The sequence below is a fragment of the Bacillus bingmayongensis genome (genome assembly GCF_000299035.1).
In the GTDB taxonomy this organism is placed as follows: domain Bacteria; phylum Bacillota; class Bacilli; order Bacillales; family Bacillaceae_G; genus Bacillus_A; species Bacillus_A bingmayongensis.
On sequence record NZ_JH921521.1, the window covers coordinates 40,480 to 54,646 of the forward strand.

At 35.5% G+C, this 14,167-nt stretch carries 13 protein-coding genes; 4 read left to right on the forward strand and 9 right to left on the reverse strand.

What is annotated here, in order from left to right:
* Positions 1-200: 200 nt before the first annotated feature.
* The gene (gene nagE, locus Y7E_RS0125300) at positions 201-1,703 is read right to left on the reverse strand and encodes an N-acetylglucosamine-specific PTS transporter subunit IIBC (RefSeq protein WP_017153999.1); all 1,503 of its coding nucleotides are present in this window, start codon (positions 1,701-1,703) and stop codon (positions 201-203) included.
* Between the two features lie 495 nt (positions 1,704-2,198).
* Between nagE and glsA the strand changes: the two genes are divergently transcribed.
* Positions 2,199-3,128 carry a glutaminase A gene (glsA, locus tag Y7E_RS0125305; RefSeq protein WP_017154000.1) on the forward strand — a complete coding sequence of 310 codons (930 nt, stop codon included), beginning with the start codon at positions 2,199-2,201 and terminating at the stop codon, positions 3,126-3,128.
* A 298-nt stretch (positions 3,129-3,426) separates the two neighbouring features.
* A complete protein-coding gene (locus tag Y7E_RS0125310) occupies positions 3,427-3,768 on the forward strand; it encodes a DUF3969 family protein (protein ID WP_017154001.1) in 342 nt (113 codons plus the stop codon).
* A 95-nt stretch (positions 3,769-3,863) separates the two neighbouring features.
* On the opposite strand, the gene Y7E_RS33780 is transcribed toward Y7E_RS0125310, so the two are convergent.
* Together Y7E_RS33780 and ytaF are read right to left on the reverse strand one after the other, a co-directional pair.
* Entirely contained in the window at positions 3,864-4,022 is a 159-nt protein-coding gene (locus Y7E_RS33780) for a hypothetical protein (RefSeq protein ID WP_000532411.1), read from the reverse strand.
* 112 nt (positions 4,023-4,134) lie between these two features.
* Positions 4,135-4,746 carry a sporulation membrane protein YtaF gene (ytaF, locus tag Y7E_RS0125320; protein ID WP_017154002.1) on the reverse strand — a complete coding sequence of 204 codons (612 nt, stop codon included), beginning with the start codon at positions 4,744-4,746 and terminating at the stop codon, positions 4,135-4,137.
* A gap of 138 nt (positions 4,747-4,884) precedes the next feature.
* Here ytaF and Y7E_RS0125325 point away from each other — a divergent pair, with 138 nt between their 5' ends.
* Positions 4,885-5,538: a DUF1232 domain-containing protein gene (locus Y7E_RS0125325; RefSeq protein ID WP_017154003.1), complete on the forward strand. Its 654-nt coding sequence runs from the start codon at positions 4,885-4,887 to the stop codon at positions 5,536-5,538.
* Positions 5,539-5,711: 173 nt separating this feature from the next.
* On the opposite strand, the gene Y7E_RS0125330 is transcribed toward Y7E_RS0125325, so the two are convergent.
* The 3 genes from Y7E_RS0125330 to Y7E_RS0125340 form a co-directional block, all read right to left on the reverse strand.
* Positions 5,712-6,986, reverse strand: coding sequence for an acetylornithine deacetylase (locus Y7E_RS0125330; protein ID WP_017154004.1), 1,275 nt, complete (start codon positions 6,984-6,986; stop codon positions 5,712-5,714).
* A gap of 278 nt (positions 6,987-7,264) precedes the next feature.
* A complete protein-coding gene (locus Y7E_RS0125335; RefSeq protein ID WP_017154005.1) occupies positions 7,265-8,686 on the reverse strand; it encodes an amino acid permease in 1,422 nt (473 codons plus the stop codon).
* Positions 8,687-8,965: 279 nt separating this feature from the next.
* Entirely contained in the window at positions 8,966-9,220 is a 255-nt protein-coding gene (locus Y7E_RS0125340; protein ID WP_017154006.1) for a biotin/lipoyl-containing protein, read from the reverse strand.
* A gap of 303 nt (positions 9,221-9,523) precedes the next feature.
* Between Y7E_RS0125340 and Y7E_RS0125345 the strand changes: the two genes are divergently transcribed.
* Positions 9,524-10,921, forward strand: a complete 1,398-nt coding sequence (locus Y7E_RS0125345; protein ID WP_017154007.1) for a sigma-54 interaction domain-containing protein — start codon at positions 9,524-9,526, stop codon at positions 10,919-10,921.
* Between the two features lie 102 nt (positions 10,922-11,023).
* On the opposite strand, the gene truA is transcribed toward Y7E_RS0125345, so the two are convergent.
* The 3 genes from truA to Y7E_RS0125360 form a co-directional block, all read right to left on the reverse strand.
* Entirely contained in the window at positions 11,024-11,761 is a 738-nt protein-coding gene (gene truA, locus Y7E_RS0125350; protein ID WP_017154008.1) for a tRNA pseudouridine(38-40) synthase TruA, read from the reverse strand.
* 127 nt (positions 11,762-11,888) lie between these two features.
* Positions 11,889-13,268, reverse strand: coding sequence for a 23S rRNA (uracil(1939)-C(5))-methyltransferase RlmD (rlmD, locus tag Y7E_RS0125355; protein ID WP_017154009.1), 1,380 nt, complete (start codon positions 13,266-13,268; stop codon positions 11,889-11,891).
* A gap of 10 nt (positions 13,269-13,278) precedes the next feature.
* Positions 13,279-14,142, reverse strand: a complete 864-nt coding sequence (locus Y7E_RS0125360) for a DNA-3-methyladenine glycosylase family protein (protein WP_017154010.1) — start codon at positions 14,140-14,142, stop codon at positions 13,279-13,281.
* Positions 14,143-14,167 lie beyond the last annotated feature (25 nt).

Below are 14,167 nucleotides of genomic sequence, written 5' to 3' on the forward strand. Positions count from 1 at the left end.
TTTTTTCCTAACTAATGGAAATTTCATTTTATATCATCCTTACTTTATCATGTGGCAAACATATTACCAACCAATATGTACAAAAAAAGAAAAAGAAAATTTTCAAAAGTAAGATTCCCAATAAGATTTTTATAAAAAAAAGGATGTCCTCTAAAAGATCAATTTTATCGATCTTTTTGAACATCCTCTTTCACAACTATTTATACGTGTTTTTTCATATCATCAGCTACAGACTCAACGTTTGTACCTACGATAACTTGTACACTTGTGTTACTTAATTTCATAACACCTTTTGCACCAGCACGTTTTAAAGCTGGCTCATTTACTAAGCCAGCATCTTTTACTTGTAGGCGTAGACGAGTCGCACAGTTATCAATAACTGTTAAATTGTCTTTTCCACCTAATGCTGTCACATAAGTTTCACCAATAGAACCTGCAACTGGTGCATCCCCTTCTTCCACTAACTCGTCATCATCTTCACGACCTGGAGTTTTTAAATTAAATTTCTTAATTAAGAAATAGAATACAAAGAAGTACACTGCTGCGTAAACTAAACCAATACCCGCTAGTAATATCGGTTTTGTTGCAATACCAAAGTTTAAAAAGTAATCAATTGCACCGGCACTAAATGTGAAACCATCATGAATGCCAAGTGTTGTTGTAACAAATAAAGAAATACCTGTTAATACTGCATGAATACCATATAATACTGGTGATAAGAACATGAATGAGAATTCAATTGGTTCTGTAATACCAGTTAAGAATGAAGTTAATGCAAGCCCACCTAACATACCTGTAACCATTTTACGTTTTTCTGGTTTAGCAGCTGCAATCATTGCAAAACATGCTGCTGGTAAACCAAACATCATAACTGGGAAGAAACCAGTCATAAACATACCCGCTGATTTATCACCTGCAAGGAAACGAGCGATATCTCCATTTACCACATTTCCTGCTGCATTTGTAAAGTCTCCAAATACGAACCAGAAATATGTGTTCATTACGTGATGTAATCCAATTGGAATTAATAAACGGTTTAAGAATCCAAATAGACCTGCACCAGTTGCTCCTAAGTTAACAATTCCATGAGCCAATGCATCGATACCATTTTGAATTGTTGGCCAAATTTGCGCAAATACAATTCCTAATATTAACATCACAACAGATGTAATAATTGGAACGAAACGTTTTCCAGCAAAGAACCCTAACCATTCTGGAAGTTTAATTTTATGGAATTTATTATATAGTAATCCCGCAATAATACCTACAATAATACCGCCTAATACTTTCATATCAACTTTTGTCGATAACTCGGCAGCCTTCGATACTTGTGTCATTGTATCTGCAAGTTTAGATGGATCCAAATTAGCACTTGTGCCAATTAAATCTTGAACTTTCCCTAATTTATCTTGTAATTCTACAGTAGAATAGCCCTTACTAAGTGCATCAATACTATTTTTCATAACAAGGTAACCAATCGCACCAGCAAGACCTGCTGCACCGCTACTATCAACCGATAAACCGATTGCAATACCGATTGCAAAAATAAGTGCTAAGTTATCAAAAATCGCTGCACCGGCCTGTGCCATAACAGGAATATCAAACACGTCTGGTTGTCCTAAACGAAGCAATAGTCCTGCTGCTGGTAGCACTGCGATTGGAAGCATTAACGCTTTACCAATACGTTGTAAAAACTGCAACATTGTAATTCCCCCCTATTTAATTTATGAAATCGTTACCATTATAAGTATGCTTTAGAAAACGCTTTCCATTACATAACAATAATAACATATAGTTGTATAGATGTGTAGTTTTTATTTTTGAACTTTTTATGGATATCTTTTCTATTTTCAAACTGTTATATAAAAGGAAGATTCTCCTTTTATTAGCAACTAAAATTAAAAATAAGGTAACGAGACATATATACATCCAGTTTCATCTTCCAACACATAAGTCGCGGCTATGAAGAACAAAAGGTGACCTTCACTCGTTTGCTCTCTTTGTTTTCACTTGGCATGAGGCAGGAAGATGCTCTGATCGCTTTTATGTATGGTCGGATCCTCTCTCCTACCTCAAAAAAGGCTTTATTATTTAAATAAAAGTTTCATTTTATCATTCCACTTTTTCATGTTATTATTTATTTCCAAGTTTATAGGGAATCGTAAACTTAGTGAAAAAAGAACAGGAGCGTTGGTATCATGCAGTGCATCGAAACAAACAACTTACAACAGTTGCTAGAAGAAGTAAAACCATATACAAAAAAAGGTAAGCTTGCTACTTATATCCCCGAACTAGGAAATGCAAATCCAGACGATTTAGGGATTGCTATCTACCATAAAGAGACAGAATATGTCCATGCTGGTAACTCACAAACACTCTTCACCCTTCAAAGCATTTCAAAAGTAATTACACTTGCTCTTGCACTTTTAGATCGTGGTGAAGAATATGTATTCTCTAAAGTTGGAATGGAGCCCACTGGCGACCCATTTAATTCTATTATTAAACTAGAAACAACTAGCCCTTCTAAACCTCTTAATCCAATGATTAACGCAGGTGCGTTAGCTATTACAAGCATGCTTACAGGAGATAGTAACGAAGAAAAGATGGAACGAATTCTCCACTTTGTACGTGATATTACAGACAATCCTACAATTAATTACTCTTCAAAAGTAGCCATCTCTGAACTAGAAACTGCTTACTTAAATCGTTCACTTTGTTACTATATGAAGCAAAACGGCATCATTGATAGTGATATTGAAAAACTAATGGATTTATACACACGTCAATGTGCAATTGAAGTAAATTGCATTGATTTAGCACGCATTGGTTTAATTTTTGCAATGGATGGCTATGATCCATATAAGAAAAAACAAATCATCCCAAAACATATCACAAAAATTTGTAAAACGTTTATGGTAACTTGCGGCATGTACAATGAATCTGGAGAATTTGCGATTCGTGTTGGCATCCCCGCAAAAAGCGGTGTCGCTGGTGGGATTTTCGGCTGCGTAAAAGGAGAAATGGGAATTGGAATTTTCGGACCAGCTCTAGATGCAAACGGGAATAGTATTGCCGGTTTTAAAATTCTTGAACTTCTCTCTGCTCAAGAAGGCTGGAGTATTTTTTAAGCATATATAATGAGAGGAATTATATAATTTGTATACATTCTTTTATCTAACCGTTATTGGAATGCTACTCATCTTATTTGGTTATCTCACATATAACAAGCTACATTTGCATTACTTATCTCTCTACTCTCTATATGGATTGCAGTTGCAATGCACAAAATACGAATTTCCAATTCAAACAAATAAAAAAGTTCTCCTGTTCAAATAAAACAGGGGAATTTTTTTATTATGCATATTTGCTCCACCTCCTCGAATAATATAGTACAACCTAACGCTATATGGTGGAGGTGTAAAAGAAATGAAACTTATTTTTCAAATGGAGGAACAGCCCGTCCTAGAAAAAACCATCCTTCTTTTTATACTCAGTATTGTAGAAAGCTTAAAACTAAAAGTTGTTTCACTTGATGAGGCTTATCGATACATATTTAATTTAGAAGTATTGGAATTATTAATGGACCGAAATATTGATGATCAAGTACTAGAACTCATTCATTTTGGCATGGGGCTTGAAGATATTCATCACGTCCTCCCCGAGGAACTTGAACCCAGTATTGAGGAATTAAAATGGCGCTGTATTCAAGTTCTTGGTGAATATGGGATGTATGAAGAGACACAACAATTAATTGAGGATATCCGGTGAATGATCCCTCCCTACCACCTGGGCTATGCCCTGCACGTGCTTGAGGAAGTGAACTTCTGTTGGAGTACTGTTAAAAAGCACCTGTAATAGGTGCTTTAATGTTTCTTCAAACTATTTTTATACGTTTCAATATTAACAGGTAATTCTTCCTCTTCTAACGTATGCTCATTCACATCTTTATGAATGAAGGCTCCTTTAGGCGGCTGATGATCATGCCCTTTTTTCTTATGGTCAAAAGCTTTACCACGTCCCATATCCATTCCCCTTTCTTTAAAAGAAATCAATATTAGTATGAAGAAAAACACGTCGATATATGCAGCACTTTGTTGTATTTCCAAGGAAATATTCGAATATTGTTTTCTAAACTTACATCAATTGATCGATTCCTATAAGAATCAGTAAAATGCCAGCAATAATTGTTGCCCATTTCCCTAAGTATTCCGCTAAAAATTTCTTCCCGACATATGAAAAACCACTAATACAAATGAAACTAAAAACTCCAGAAACAATTGCAGTCCACCAAAGATTTAAATTTGTTACACCCGCATCAAATCCTCCGGCTATATTATTAATTGATAATGAAATTCCTAGTACTAGTGCTTCCGAAGAGCTAATTGTTTTAGACTTATCAAAATCAGCACTTTCTGGATTACGTAATATCCCCATAAACATATTTCCACTCTTCTTATGTGTATCATCTTGCTTACTTAGTAATGGCTGGCATAAAATGAATACCCCAATTACACTAAGTACAATTGCTCCAATGAGATTTGCCATAAAATCTGAAATAAATAGTGAAATCCAGCTTCCAAAGAATCCAGCTAATAAAGTAAAAAGGCAACCAAAAAAGGCAATGATAAAATTGTTAAACCAAGAGATACGAATCTTACGAATTCCATACGCAATCCCTACACCCGCATTATCTAAATTAGAAGCAATTCCTATTAAAAAAATCGAAAATAATCCTGCCGCACTCATCAACAGTCACTCCTTCTGTTCACTTTTCATTGCATATTATGCAAATGTTGAGCAACTGTGCCTGTCAGCTTCATATACTTTAAATAAAACGCTCAACATTTTTTCAACACTTTAGAAACAAAAAGGAGTGCCCAAACTATGTCCACTCAAAATCCAAACGATAAACTCGGTGCATTATTAAAAAAATTGTTAAAAGAACGTGCCTTATCTATGCGCCAATTAGGAGTACTTACAAACATCGATCCTTCAACAATTTCAAGAATTATAACTGGCAAACAACAAGCAAAACAAAAACACCTGCAAAAGTTTGCAGAGTGTCTGCAAGTTCCACCGCAAGTGTTATATGATGCAATGTATCCAGATGCCTCTCAAACCAAAAAAGAAAAAACAGATATGTACACATCACTTGACGCAATTCAACATACATTACAATCCTCTAACTTATTTGATTATGAGTACACAACAACTCGTGTGAAACAAGAACTTGAAAATTATGAACGATACGCACAAACAGCTGAAGGCCAAAGACGCATTCATGAGAGTTTCTCAACAAAACTCGAGCAAATTGATAGTACAGGTCCTTTCATTGAGCAATTAACAGATATGTATCATCAATTTTGCAAAGAGTCCACTCCGCTCAAAGAGCGTGCTATTATAGGAAGTGCTCTACTGTATTTTGTTTTATCGACAGACATTATTCCAGATTATATATTTCCAATTGGCTATTTGGATGATGCAATTGCATTGGGATTAGCAAAGGAGAAGTTAGCTGAAATAAAGAAAGAAACTTAGAGGGCTTCATTGAAGACAAAAAGAACTATTTCAAAATTCTAGTTTGACTAGCGTTTGAAATAGTTCTCGCAAAAAAATCGTACAAACATAAAAGTTTGTACGATTCCACGACAGGTACTTTTTATCTTACACGATGTACCTTACCTTTTTATTAGAAAAACCTTAAATTTTTCTTATTTTTGTGTATGACACCATTCGTATATAAAAGTAGCAATAACTTTCGTAAATTCAACTAGCTGGCTAATCTCAACTTTCTCGTTTACAGAGTGTGCCTCTTCTAATGTTCCAGGCCCATAAATAACAGCTGGAATGTTGAAATCACTAAACCACCCACCATCTGTTACTGTTGCTGACATATCTAGAGTTGCACTGCGGTGTAATGTAGATTCATGTACAGCTGCAAGTTGTTGTACCGCAGGATGGTTGCTGTCTACTTCTAGCGAAGGGAATATTTCACCACGATCAACAATCATCGATTCCCCGCCCCATTCAAACTGTGGTGGATTTTTACAAAGCCATGGATCAGCCGCAGCCACCCTGCCAATATACTCTTCAATTTCCTTTGCGACCTGATCATGTGTTTCATTCGGATAGAAGTGTACTGTAATCCAGAGCCTACATTCATCTGCAACAAATGCTGCATGACGCCCACCTTCAATAACAGCTGGATTAATCGTTGTTGTTCCTGATGGATACCCTTCATATGTTTTCATTACTGCCCAGTGTCGCTCTAACTCTTGCAAACCTTGCACAATTTTCATCATTTTTTCAATTGCACTTGCCCCAAATAAACGGCCACCAGCATGAATCATCTGTCTGCGCGTTGCATCATGAAATGTTTGCGGACTTTTTACTGTAATCCATCCTGTAATGACGCCGCCTTGACCTTGCATATGTAAATCACTTGTATCCACAACAACTGCAAAGTCAGCATCATATCCACGTTTACAACATTGAAGTGTTCCTGCTTCTCCCACTTCTTCTCCAATTACGGACTGAAAAATTAAATCTCCAGGCAATTCAATTCCAGCTTCTTGTAAAAGCTGAATCGCAAACAAGGCCCCAGCTAATCCACCTTTCATATCAGCTGCACCACGTCCAACTAACCATCCACCTTTTATAAATGGCTCAAATGCTCCAGTTTCCCAATCCTCATCTACTGATACTTCAGCCACATCCATATGTCCATTAATAATTAGGCTTTTATGAGAATTTCCTGCCGTCCCCTTCTTCACTCCAACAACATTCGGATCATTCGGATATACATCCCATTTATCAATTGTAAAATCACGTTTTTTCAAAAAATCTGCTACAAATTGCTGCGCTTCATTTGTATTTCTCGCTGGTGGTGCTGGTGTTTCAAAGCGTATTAATGTCTTTGTAAGTTCTAATAGTTCTTCTTTTCGTGAATCGATTTGTTCTAGTAGCTGTGAAATTGCCTGATTCATTACAAATCCCTCCTTTGCATACATAGTATGTTTCCAGCTCTATTTTCACAAAAAAGAGACTGTTTACAATTTTGCAGTCTCTAATAATCCATCACCTAAGTTAAAGCTTTAATCAGTGGGAGAGGAGAGGTTCTTCCTCCCCCACTGATTATTAGCCCACACCAATCGGACTTTTACTGACAGTTCATCTTCCTCTTAACTTCTTTGCTTTCACTGAATTTTGAGGTGGGAGTGTTACTGTCAGTTAATACGAGATAAAAATCACGCCTAAATTTTCATCATAAACTTTGCACTTCTGTTGTATTCGTCTTTTCAATACGTTCTATTTTACTTTTCTTATTTTTTGTAACACGGTAAAACAATAAACAAACAATCATAAATGGAATACCACAATATAGTGCCATTCGTTGTTCTGGAATAAACGCCATACCAACAATTACCGTTAAATTTAATACCAAAGCAAGAATCGGGACAAACGGATACAATGGGGTTTTAAATTTCAAATCCTTAATATCTCCTCCTTGCTTTAAGTATGTTCTTCTAGCCAAAAGGTTAGATAAAGCAATAGATGCCCAGACCAATATTGCACCGAATCCCGCAATAGAAAGAAGCCATAGATAAACTGTATCCTCTGCATAAATACCTGATAATAAAGAGAGACACCCTACAATGGTACTTACAATCAATGCATAAATTGGAACACCCTTTTTCGATAACTTACCAAAAATTGGACTAATCATTCCCTGATTAGACATAGACCATAACATACGGGAAGTTGCATATAATCCAGAATTCGCCACTGATAGTACTGCCGTAATAATAACGAAATTTATAATATCTGCTGCATAAGGAATACCAATTTTGTCAAATACAACTACGAATGGACTTTCTATCACTCCTGCTTGTTGCCAAGGGAATAAACCAGCAAGTATAAAAATGGATAGTACAAAGAAAACTAGTATGCGCCAAACTGTATTATTAATAGCTTTTGGAATTGTTTTCTCTGGATTTTCGCTTTCTCCAGCCGCGATACCAACTAATTCTGTGCCTTGAAAGGAAAAGTTAACTGCAATCATTGTAATTAAAATAGCTGTTAGCCCATTGGGAAACAATCCCCCGTAATCAGTAAAGCTAGAAAGCATTGGTGCTGATTCATTTCCTTTCATATCTAGGAAACCAAACATAGCTGCTCCACCTAAAATAATAAATGCGATAATCGTAATTACTTTAATACTTGCAAACCAAAACTCAACCTCTGCAAAACTTCTTGAGGATAATGCATTAATTGCAAAAAGTAAAACAGCAAAAACTACGCACCAAATCCATGATGATACATCCGGAAACCAACGTTTCATTAAAATACTAACTGCAATCAGTTCAATTCCTATCGTAGCAGACCAGTTTAACCATGACATCCATCCCACTACGTAACCTACTGCAGGTGAAATATGCTTTGTAGCATATGTTTGATAAGACCCTGCATCAGGCATAGCGACTGCCAATTCTCCAAGACAGAGCATCGTTAAATACATAACAAACCCTCCAACAAGATAAGCTACAATTGCTCCTCCAGGTCCAGCTTCATGGATTGTATAACCGGATCCCAAGAAAAGTCCGGTACCAATAACTCCTCCAAGTGCAATCATAAATAAATGTCGACTTTTCAACTCCCGTTTTAATTCCTGTTTTTGATTTGTCATATAAATCCCCCTTTTTGTTTGCAAATTCTCATGATTGTAAACGCTTTAAAAAAATCTTAAAAAAAGTTAAACTATAAAAAAGATAATAGCTTGCATTTTTTACTAAAGACTCACAACAGGAGGGAGATTTTTTGAAAGGAAATCTCCCTCTCCAAGAAAATAACCCCTAACACGATAATCAATTCTTAACCCTTCTTATGACTTAATTGACATTAGCATAAATGAAAACAATTATTTAAAAGCGCACTAGAAAACGGCTCATAATCCATACAGTTTATATTAATCACTACCTGTTATTAACAGGTCATCCCTTACTGTTATTAATCGTGTTTTATTGGTGATAGCTTGTCCCTCCTCCACTTCTAGCAATTCAATATAGCCACTAATTCCCACTTTAATTTCTACTTTCTGTTTATCTATCGTTTCAATTAATGCTAATGTCTCCCATTCATATACATAGGAGCTTTCAGTAATAAATAATTTTTCTACTTTCCCATAACAAGGACTGTACACGTTTTCTATAACTGCCTTCATTTTGAAACCTCCTCTTTCTTATTAAGTGCTGCTGAAAGGTTATACCCCCTATAAAACTTTCAACTCACCCCTAGTCTTTAAATTTAGAAACTTCGCTTACTATTAATGCAAAATGCATACCAACCTGAATTCCCCTATAAAATTAAGGATTCATGCAAAATAACCTTAATAAACGCAAATTTTTTTCTATCACTTCAAAAGTTTTAATAGGAAAAGCGCAAAAAAACTTTGCTCTTTTGTAGAAATTTTAATAAAATTATAAAAAATCAGTCTTCATAGGGCATAACAAGGAGAAGATGATACATGCTTACAGAAGAAATCAATTACAAAAAATTAATTGAAATGAATATGCTATATGAAACTTTGCTGAACGAGCTTGATATTGGAATTCACATTATTAATGAGGAAAGCAAAACAATAATCTACAATCGGAAAATGATGGAAATTGAAGCGATGGATCCTAAAGATGTATTACATAAAAATCCTTTAGAAGTATTTGCATTTGAAGAAAACCAAAGTAGTACACTCATAGAGGCACTAAGACTCGGAAAAACAAGAAGAAACATAAAACAAACTTATTTTAATAATAAAGGAAAAGAGATTACAACAATTAATGATACCTTCCCCATAATAGAAAATGGAAAAATCAAAGGTGCTATTGAGATTTCAAAAGACATTACCCAATTAAAGCAAACGATTAAGACAAGTCTTCCTCGAAAACAAAATACGAAGTTTACCTTTAATCATATAATAGGTAATTCTAGAGCAACTCAATCTATCATTACAGAAGCAAAAAAAGTAACACGTACATCATCCTCCATACTTATCGTAGGAGAAACGGGAACTGGGAAGGAATTATTTGCACAAAGCATTCATAATGAAAGTCACCGTTCAGCAAAGCCTTTTATCTCACAAAACTGTGCTGCTATACCAGAAACCCTAATGGAAAGCCTATTATTTGGAACGAACAAAGGCGCTTTTACAGGTGCAATAGATAAACCAGGTTTATTTGAAGAAGCTAATGGAGGAACTTTATTATTAGATGAAATTAACTCATTAAGTCCAGCTCTTCAAGCTAAACTATTGCGTGCGATACAAGATAAAACAATACGAAGAGTCGGAGGCGCACAAGAAAAAGAAGTAGATGTCCGAATCATAGCAACTATTAATGAAGATCCCATTGAAGCCATAACACACAATCGGTTAAGGAAAGACCTATATTATCGATTAAGTGTTGTTACTTTATTTCTTCCACCTTTAAGAGAGAGAAAAGAAGATATATCAATTCTTCTTCATCATTTTATTGAAAAGTATAATATCCAATTTGGCTTAAAAGTAAAAGGGGTAGATTCTAACGTAAGAGACTTTTTTTATGACTACGATTGGCCTGGTAATGTAAGAGAATTAGAGCACATGATTGAAGGCTCTATGAACTTAATAGAAAATGAAGACATCATTACAACGTTCCATATACCAACACGCTTTTATGAACTAACAAAAAACAAATTGAATGTTCAACCCCCTCAAAATACCAATGATACCCCTAAAACTTTAAAACATACAATAAAAGAAATGGAAAAGGAATACATTAATCAAATTCTTAAAGAAAATAAGGGGAATATCTCACAAACTGCAAAATTTTTAGGGGTAAGTAGGCAAAATCTACAATATCGACTAAAAAAATACAATTTAAATAGCTAAGAAAACCTATAACCTTGGTTTCTTTGCAATTTCAATAAGGACAATCAAAAAAGGAAGGGTTAATACCCCTTCCTTTTTTTGATCTATATCTATACCAATTATCTAAAAATCAACTTTCTCCAAATACAACCCACTCGCATCCGCAAGACAATTAATTTGATTTCGTTGTTTCGCCTCTAAAATTTGCGGGATCGCATCAGCATCTAACTGACCTAAGCCAACTTCTACTAACGCTCCAACGATTTTTCTCACCATATTGTGAAGAAATCCATTTCCGCTCACTCTAATTTGGATGAAACCTTCACTTTCTACGATATCGAGCATATATACTTCTCGAACCATAGATTTCTTCTTAGATTTTGCATTTGAGAAAGCAGTGAAATCATGTGAACCGATTAAATATTGAGCTGCCTTTTTCATGCTTTCAATATTTAACTTTTTCGGAACGTGCATACTGTATTTACGCATAAATGGATTGGTATGTTCCTCATTCCAAATTTTATATAAATACGTTTTCGCTTTTGAGTTATAGCGGGCATGGAAGCGTTCTGGAACTAACTCTACATCAGTAATACTAATATCATTTGGTAAGTATTGATTTAAATACTTTTTCACTTTCTGTTCTGATAATTTTTCTTCAACCTTGAAATTAGCTACCTGATTAAGAGCATGTACACCAGCATCTGTTCTGCTGCATCCGATAATTTCTATTTCTTGTCCAACCATTTCTGATAACACACTTTCGATTTTTCCTTGAATGGTATTATCGTTATTCCCAAGACGTTGCCATCCCTTATAGCGTGCACCATCATATTGAATTGTCAATTTATAGTTGTTCATTGTATGCTCCTTACTTTCATTGACTGAATAAAACACAATCCCTCACACAGATTACTGCTGTATGAGGGAACATATCCTTATGCTAAAAAATATCATATTTTTTATTACTTACATTTCACATTGTAGTTTATTTTCTAACAAGCTTCACTACATTCTCAACATGCGCCGTATGCGGGAACATATCCACTGGTTGCACATATTCCACTTCGTAATTCTTCATTAATGCTTTTACATCACGTGCTAATGATGAAGGATTACAAGAGACATATGCAATTGTTTTTGGTTTTACTTTTAAAATTGTTTCCAGCAACTTATCGTCACAACCTGTACGAGGAGGGTCAACTACGATTACATCTGGACGCCAGCCTTCTTTCACCCATTTTGGTAGCCATTGTTCTGCTTTTCCAGCTTCGTACTTTGTATTTGTAAACCCTTGACGCTTCGCATTTTTTCTCGCATCTTCAATCGCTTCTGGAATGACATCCATACCGCGCACTTCTGCTGCATCATTTGCAAGCCACAATCCAATCGTACCAACACCACAGTAGGCATCCACAATTTTTTCTGTACCTGTTAAAGCAGCAGCTTTTTTCGCTTCGTTGTAAAGGACAACAGTTTGTTCTGGATTCAACTGGAAGAATGCACGTGCTGATAATTCAAATGATAAATCACCAAGCGTTTCTTGAATAACTTCTTTTCCAGCTAATCGGAACGTTTTGTCCCCAAAGATAACAGACGTTTTACGTCCATTTACGTTTTGCATAATCGATTTTACTGATGGCATTTGCTTTTGTATCTCTGTAATAAATTGCTCTTTATTTGGGAATTCGTCTTTTGCTGTAATTAATGTAACTTGCACTTCTCCCGTTTGCACTGCTACGCGCGTTACAATTGTACGTACAAGACCTTTTCCTTTACGCTCATTATAAATAGAAATATTTAATTTCTCTAAAATACGTTTTACAACTTTTGTCGCTTCATTTGTTGCCTTATGCTGAATCATACAATGAGCAATATCAATTAAGCGATGTGAGTTTTGTTCGTATAATCCTGTAATAACCTTTTCATCTTTTCGCCCTACTTGTAATTGGCTTTTATTGCGATAATGCCATGGATCTTCCATACCAAGCGTTGGACGAATTTTCTCTTCCTGACTGTTGTTCATATATTTTTGGAATGCTTGTACAACGATATCACGTTTTTGATTTAATTGTTCTTGATAATCCAAATGTTGAAGCTGACAGCCACCGCATTTATCGTATACTGGGCACGGTGCTTTCACACGGTGCGGTGAAGCTTTACGAACTTTTTTCACTTTTGCTTCAGCAAAGCCACGCTGAATTTTCGTTGTTTCCGCAACGACTTCTTCTCCTGGTAATGCCCCTGGAATAAAAACAACTTGTCTTTTAAAATAACCAACGCCCTCTCCGTTAATCCCAAGACGCTTAATTGTCACAGGAAACGTTTGACCAACTTCCAACTTACTCTCGTGTTGCTTTTGTGTCATTGTTACACCTCTACTCTATACTTTTCCATAAATATAACGCTGCATAGCTGCAGTATGGATCACACTCTTGTTTTACCTCTTCTAAAAGTGCATCATCTGGTTTATTCTCTAATTGAAATACACCTTGAAGCGCACGCTGAATCCCGATATCTGCTTTCGGAAACATATTTTTCCGCCCGAGTCCAAATAATAAAAAGTTTTGCACCGTCCATGCACCAATACCTCGCACTGGTAACAATTGTGCTGACACTTCTTCTTCTGTTTGTTTCTCTAGTGCTGCTAAATCTAGCTTACCTTCCACAATATGTTTCGCTAGTCCTATCATATATTCAGCTTTTCGTTGACTAAATTTCTGATTTCTGAGCTCTTCTATTGAAATATTTGCTACTCTTTCTGGGGTTGGGAAAAAGAAAACACCATTCTTTTCTGTTCCATACTGTTTTACAAATTGTTCTGTAAGTGTAGTCGCAAATTTCAAATGTATTTGTTGATGAATAATACAACGAAGAAGACAAGCAAAATAATCAAACTCTAAAATAAGCGGTGTATAGGCATATGTTTCAAAAAGTGGCCGTAATGATGTGTTTAAAAAATGGCTTTGTATATCTTGAAAAGATTCATTCCACTGAAAAATGGAATAGATGCGTTTCATGACTCTCTTTTGTTCACCTGTTTGACTTGAAATCCAAAATTGCGGATTTTGAAACGTACCAATTCCTTGTACGCGGACAACAATTTGTTCTTCATCTATGAGAAGTGGGACATAAATGATTTTCTCTTCTAATTGAACAACATTTAGTGGGTCAAAAGACAAACGCCTGAGTACCTCTTCAAAATGGTACGGATCCTTTAACGTAACATGTTCGCTCCACATACGTTTCCCCATCCTTTTTACACAT

Bases quoted from the DNA above. Each gene is read 5' to 3' on its own strand.
- Y7E_RS0125325 (WP_017154003.1), top strand. From the start codon at position 4,885: ATGTCCACTCAAAATCCAAACGATAAACTCGGTGCATTATTAAAAAAA.
- ytaF (WP_017154002.1), bottom strand. From the start codon at position 4,746: ATGAGTGCGGCAGGATTATTTTCGATTTTTTTAATAGGAATTGCTTCT.
- Y7E_RS0125310 (WP_017154001.1), top strand. From the start codon at position 3,427: ATGAAACTTATTTTTCAAATGGAGGAACAGCCCGTCCTAGAAAAAACC.
- glsA (WP_017154000.1), top strand. From the start codon at position 2,199: ATGCAGTGCATCGAAACAAACAACTTACAACAGTTGCTAGAAGAAGTA.
- Y7E_RS33780 (WP_000532411.1), bottom strand. From the start codon at position 4,022: ATGGGACGTGGTAAAGCTTTTGACCATAAGAAAAAAGGGCATGATCAT.
- Y7E_RS0125330 (WP_017154004.1), bottom strand. From the start codon at position 6,986: ATGAATCAGGCAATTTCACAGCTACTAGAACAAATCGATTCACGAAAA.
- truA (WP_017154008.1), bottom strand. From the start codon at position 11,761: ATGAACAACTATAAATTGACAATTCAATATGATGGTGCACGCTATAAG.
- Y7E_RS0125360 (WP_017154010.1), bottom strand. From the start codon at position 14,142: ATGTGGAGCGAACATGTTACGTTAAAGGATCCGTACCATTTTGAAGAG.
- Y7E_RS0125345 (WP_017154007.1), top strand. From the start codon at position 9,524: ATGCTTACAGAAGAAATCAATTACAAAAAATTAATTGAAATGAATATG.
- Y7E_RS0125335 (WP_017154005.1), bottom strand. From the start codon at position 8,686: ATGACAAATCAAAAACAGGAATTAAAACGGGAGTTGAAAAGTCGACAT.
- nagE (WP_017153999.1), bottom strand. From the start codon at position 1,703: ATGTTGCAGTTTTTACAACGTATTGGTAAAGCGTTAATGCTTCCAATC.
- Y7E_RS0125340 (WP_017154006.1), bottom strand. From the start codon at position 9,220: ATGAAGGCAGTTATAGAAAACGTGTACAGTCCTTGTTATGGGAAAGTA.
- rlmD (WP_017154009.1), bottom strand. From the start codon at position 13,268: ATGACACAAAAGCAACACGAGAGTAAGTTGGAAGTTGGTCAAACGTTT.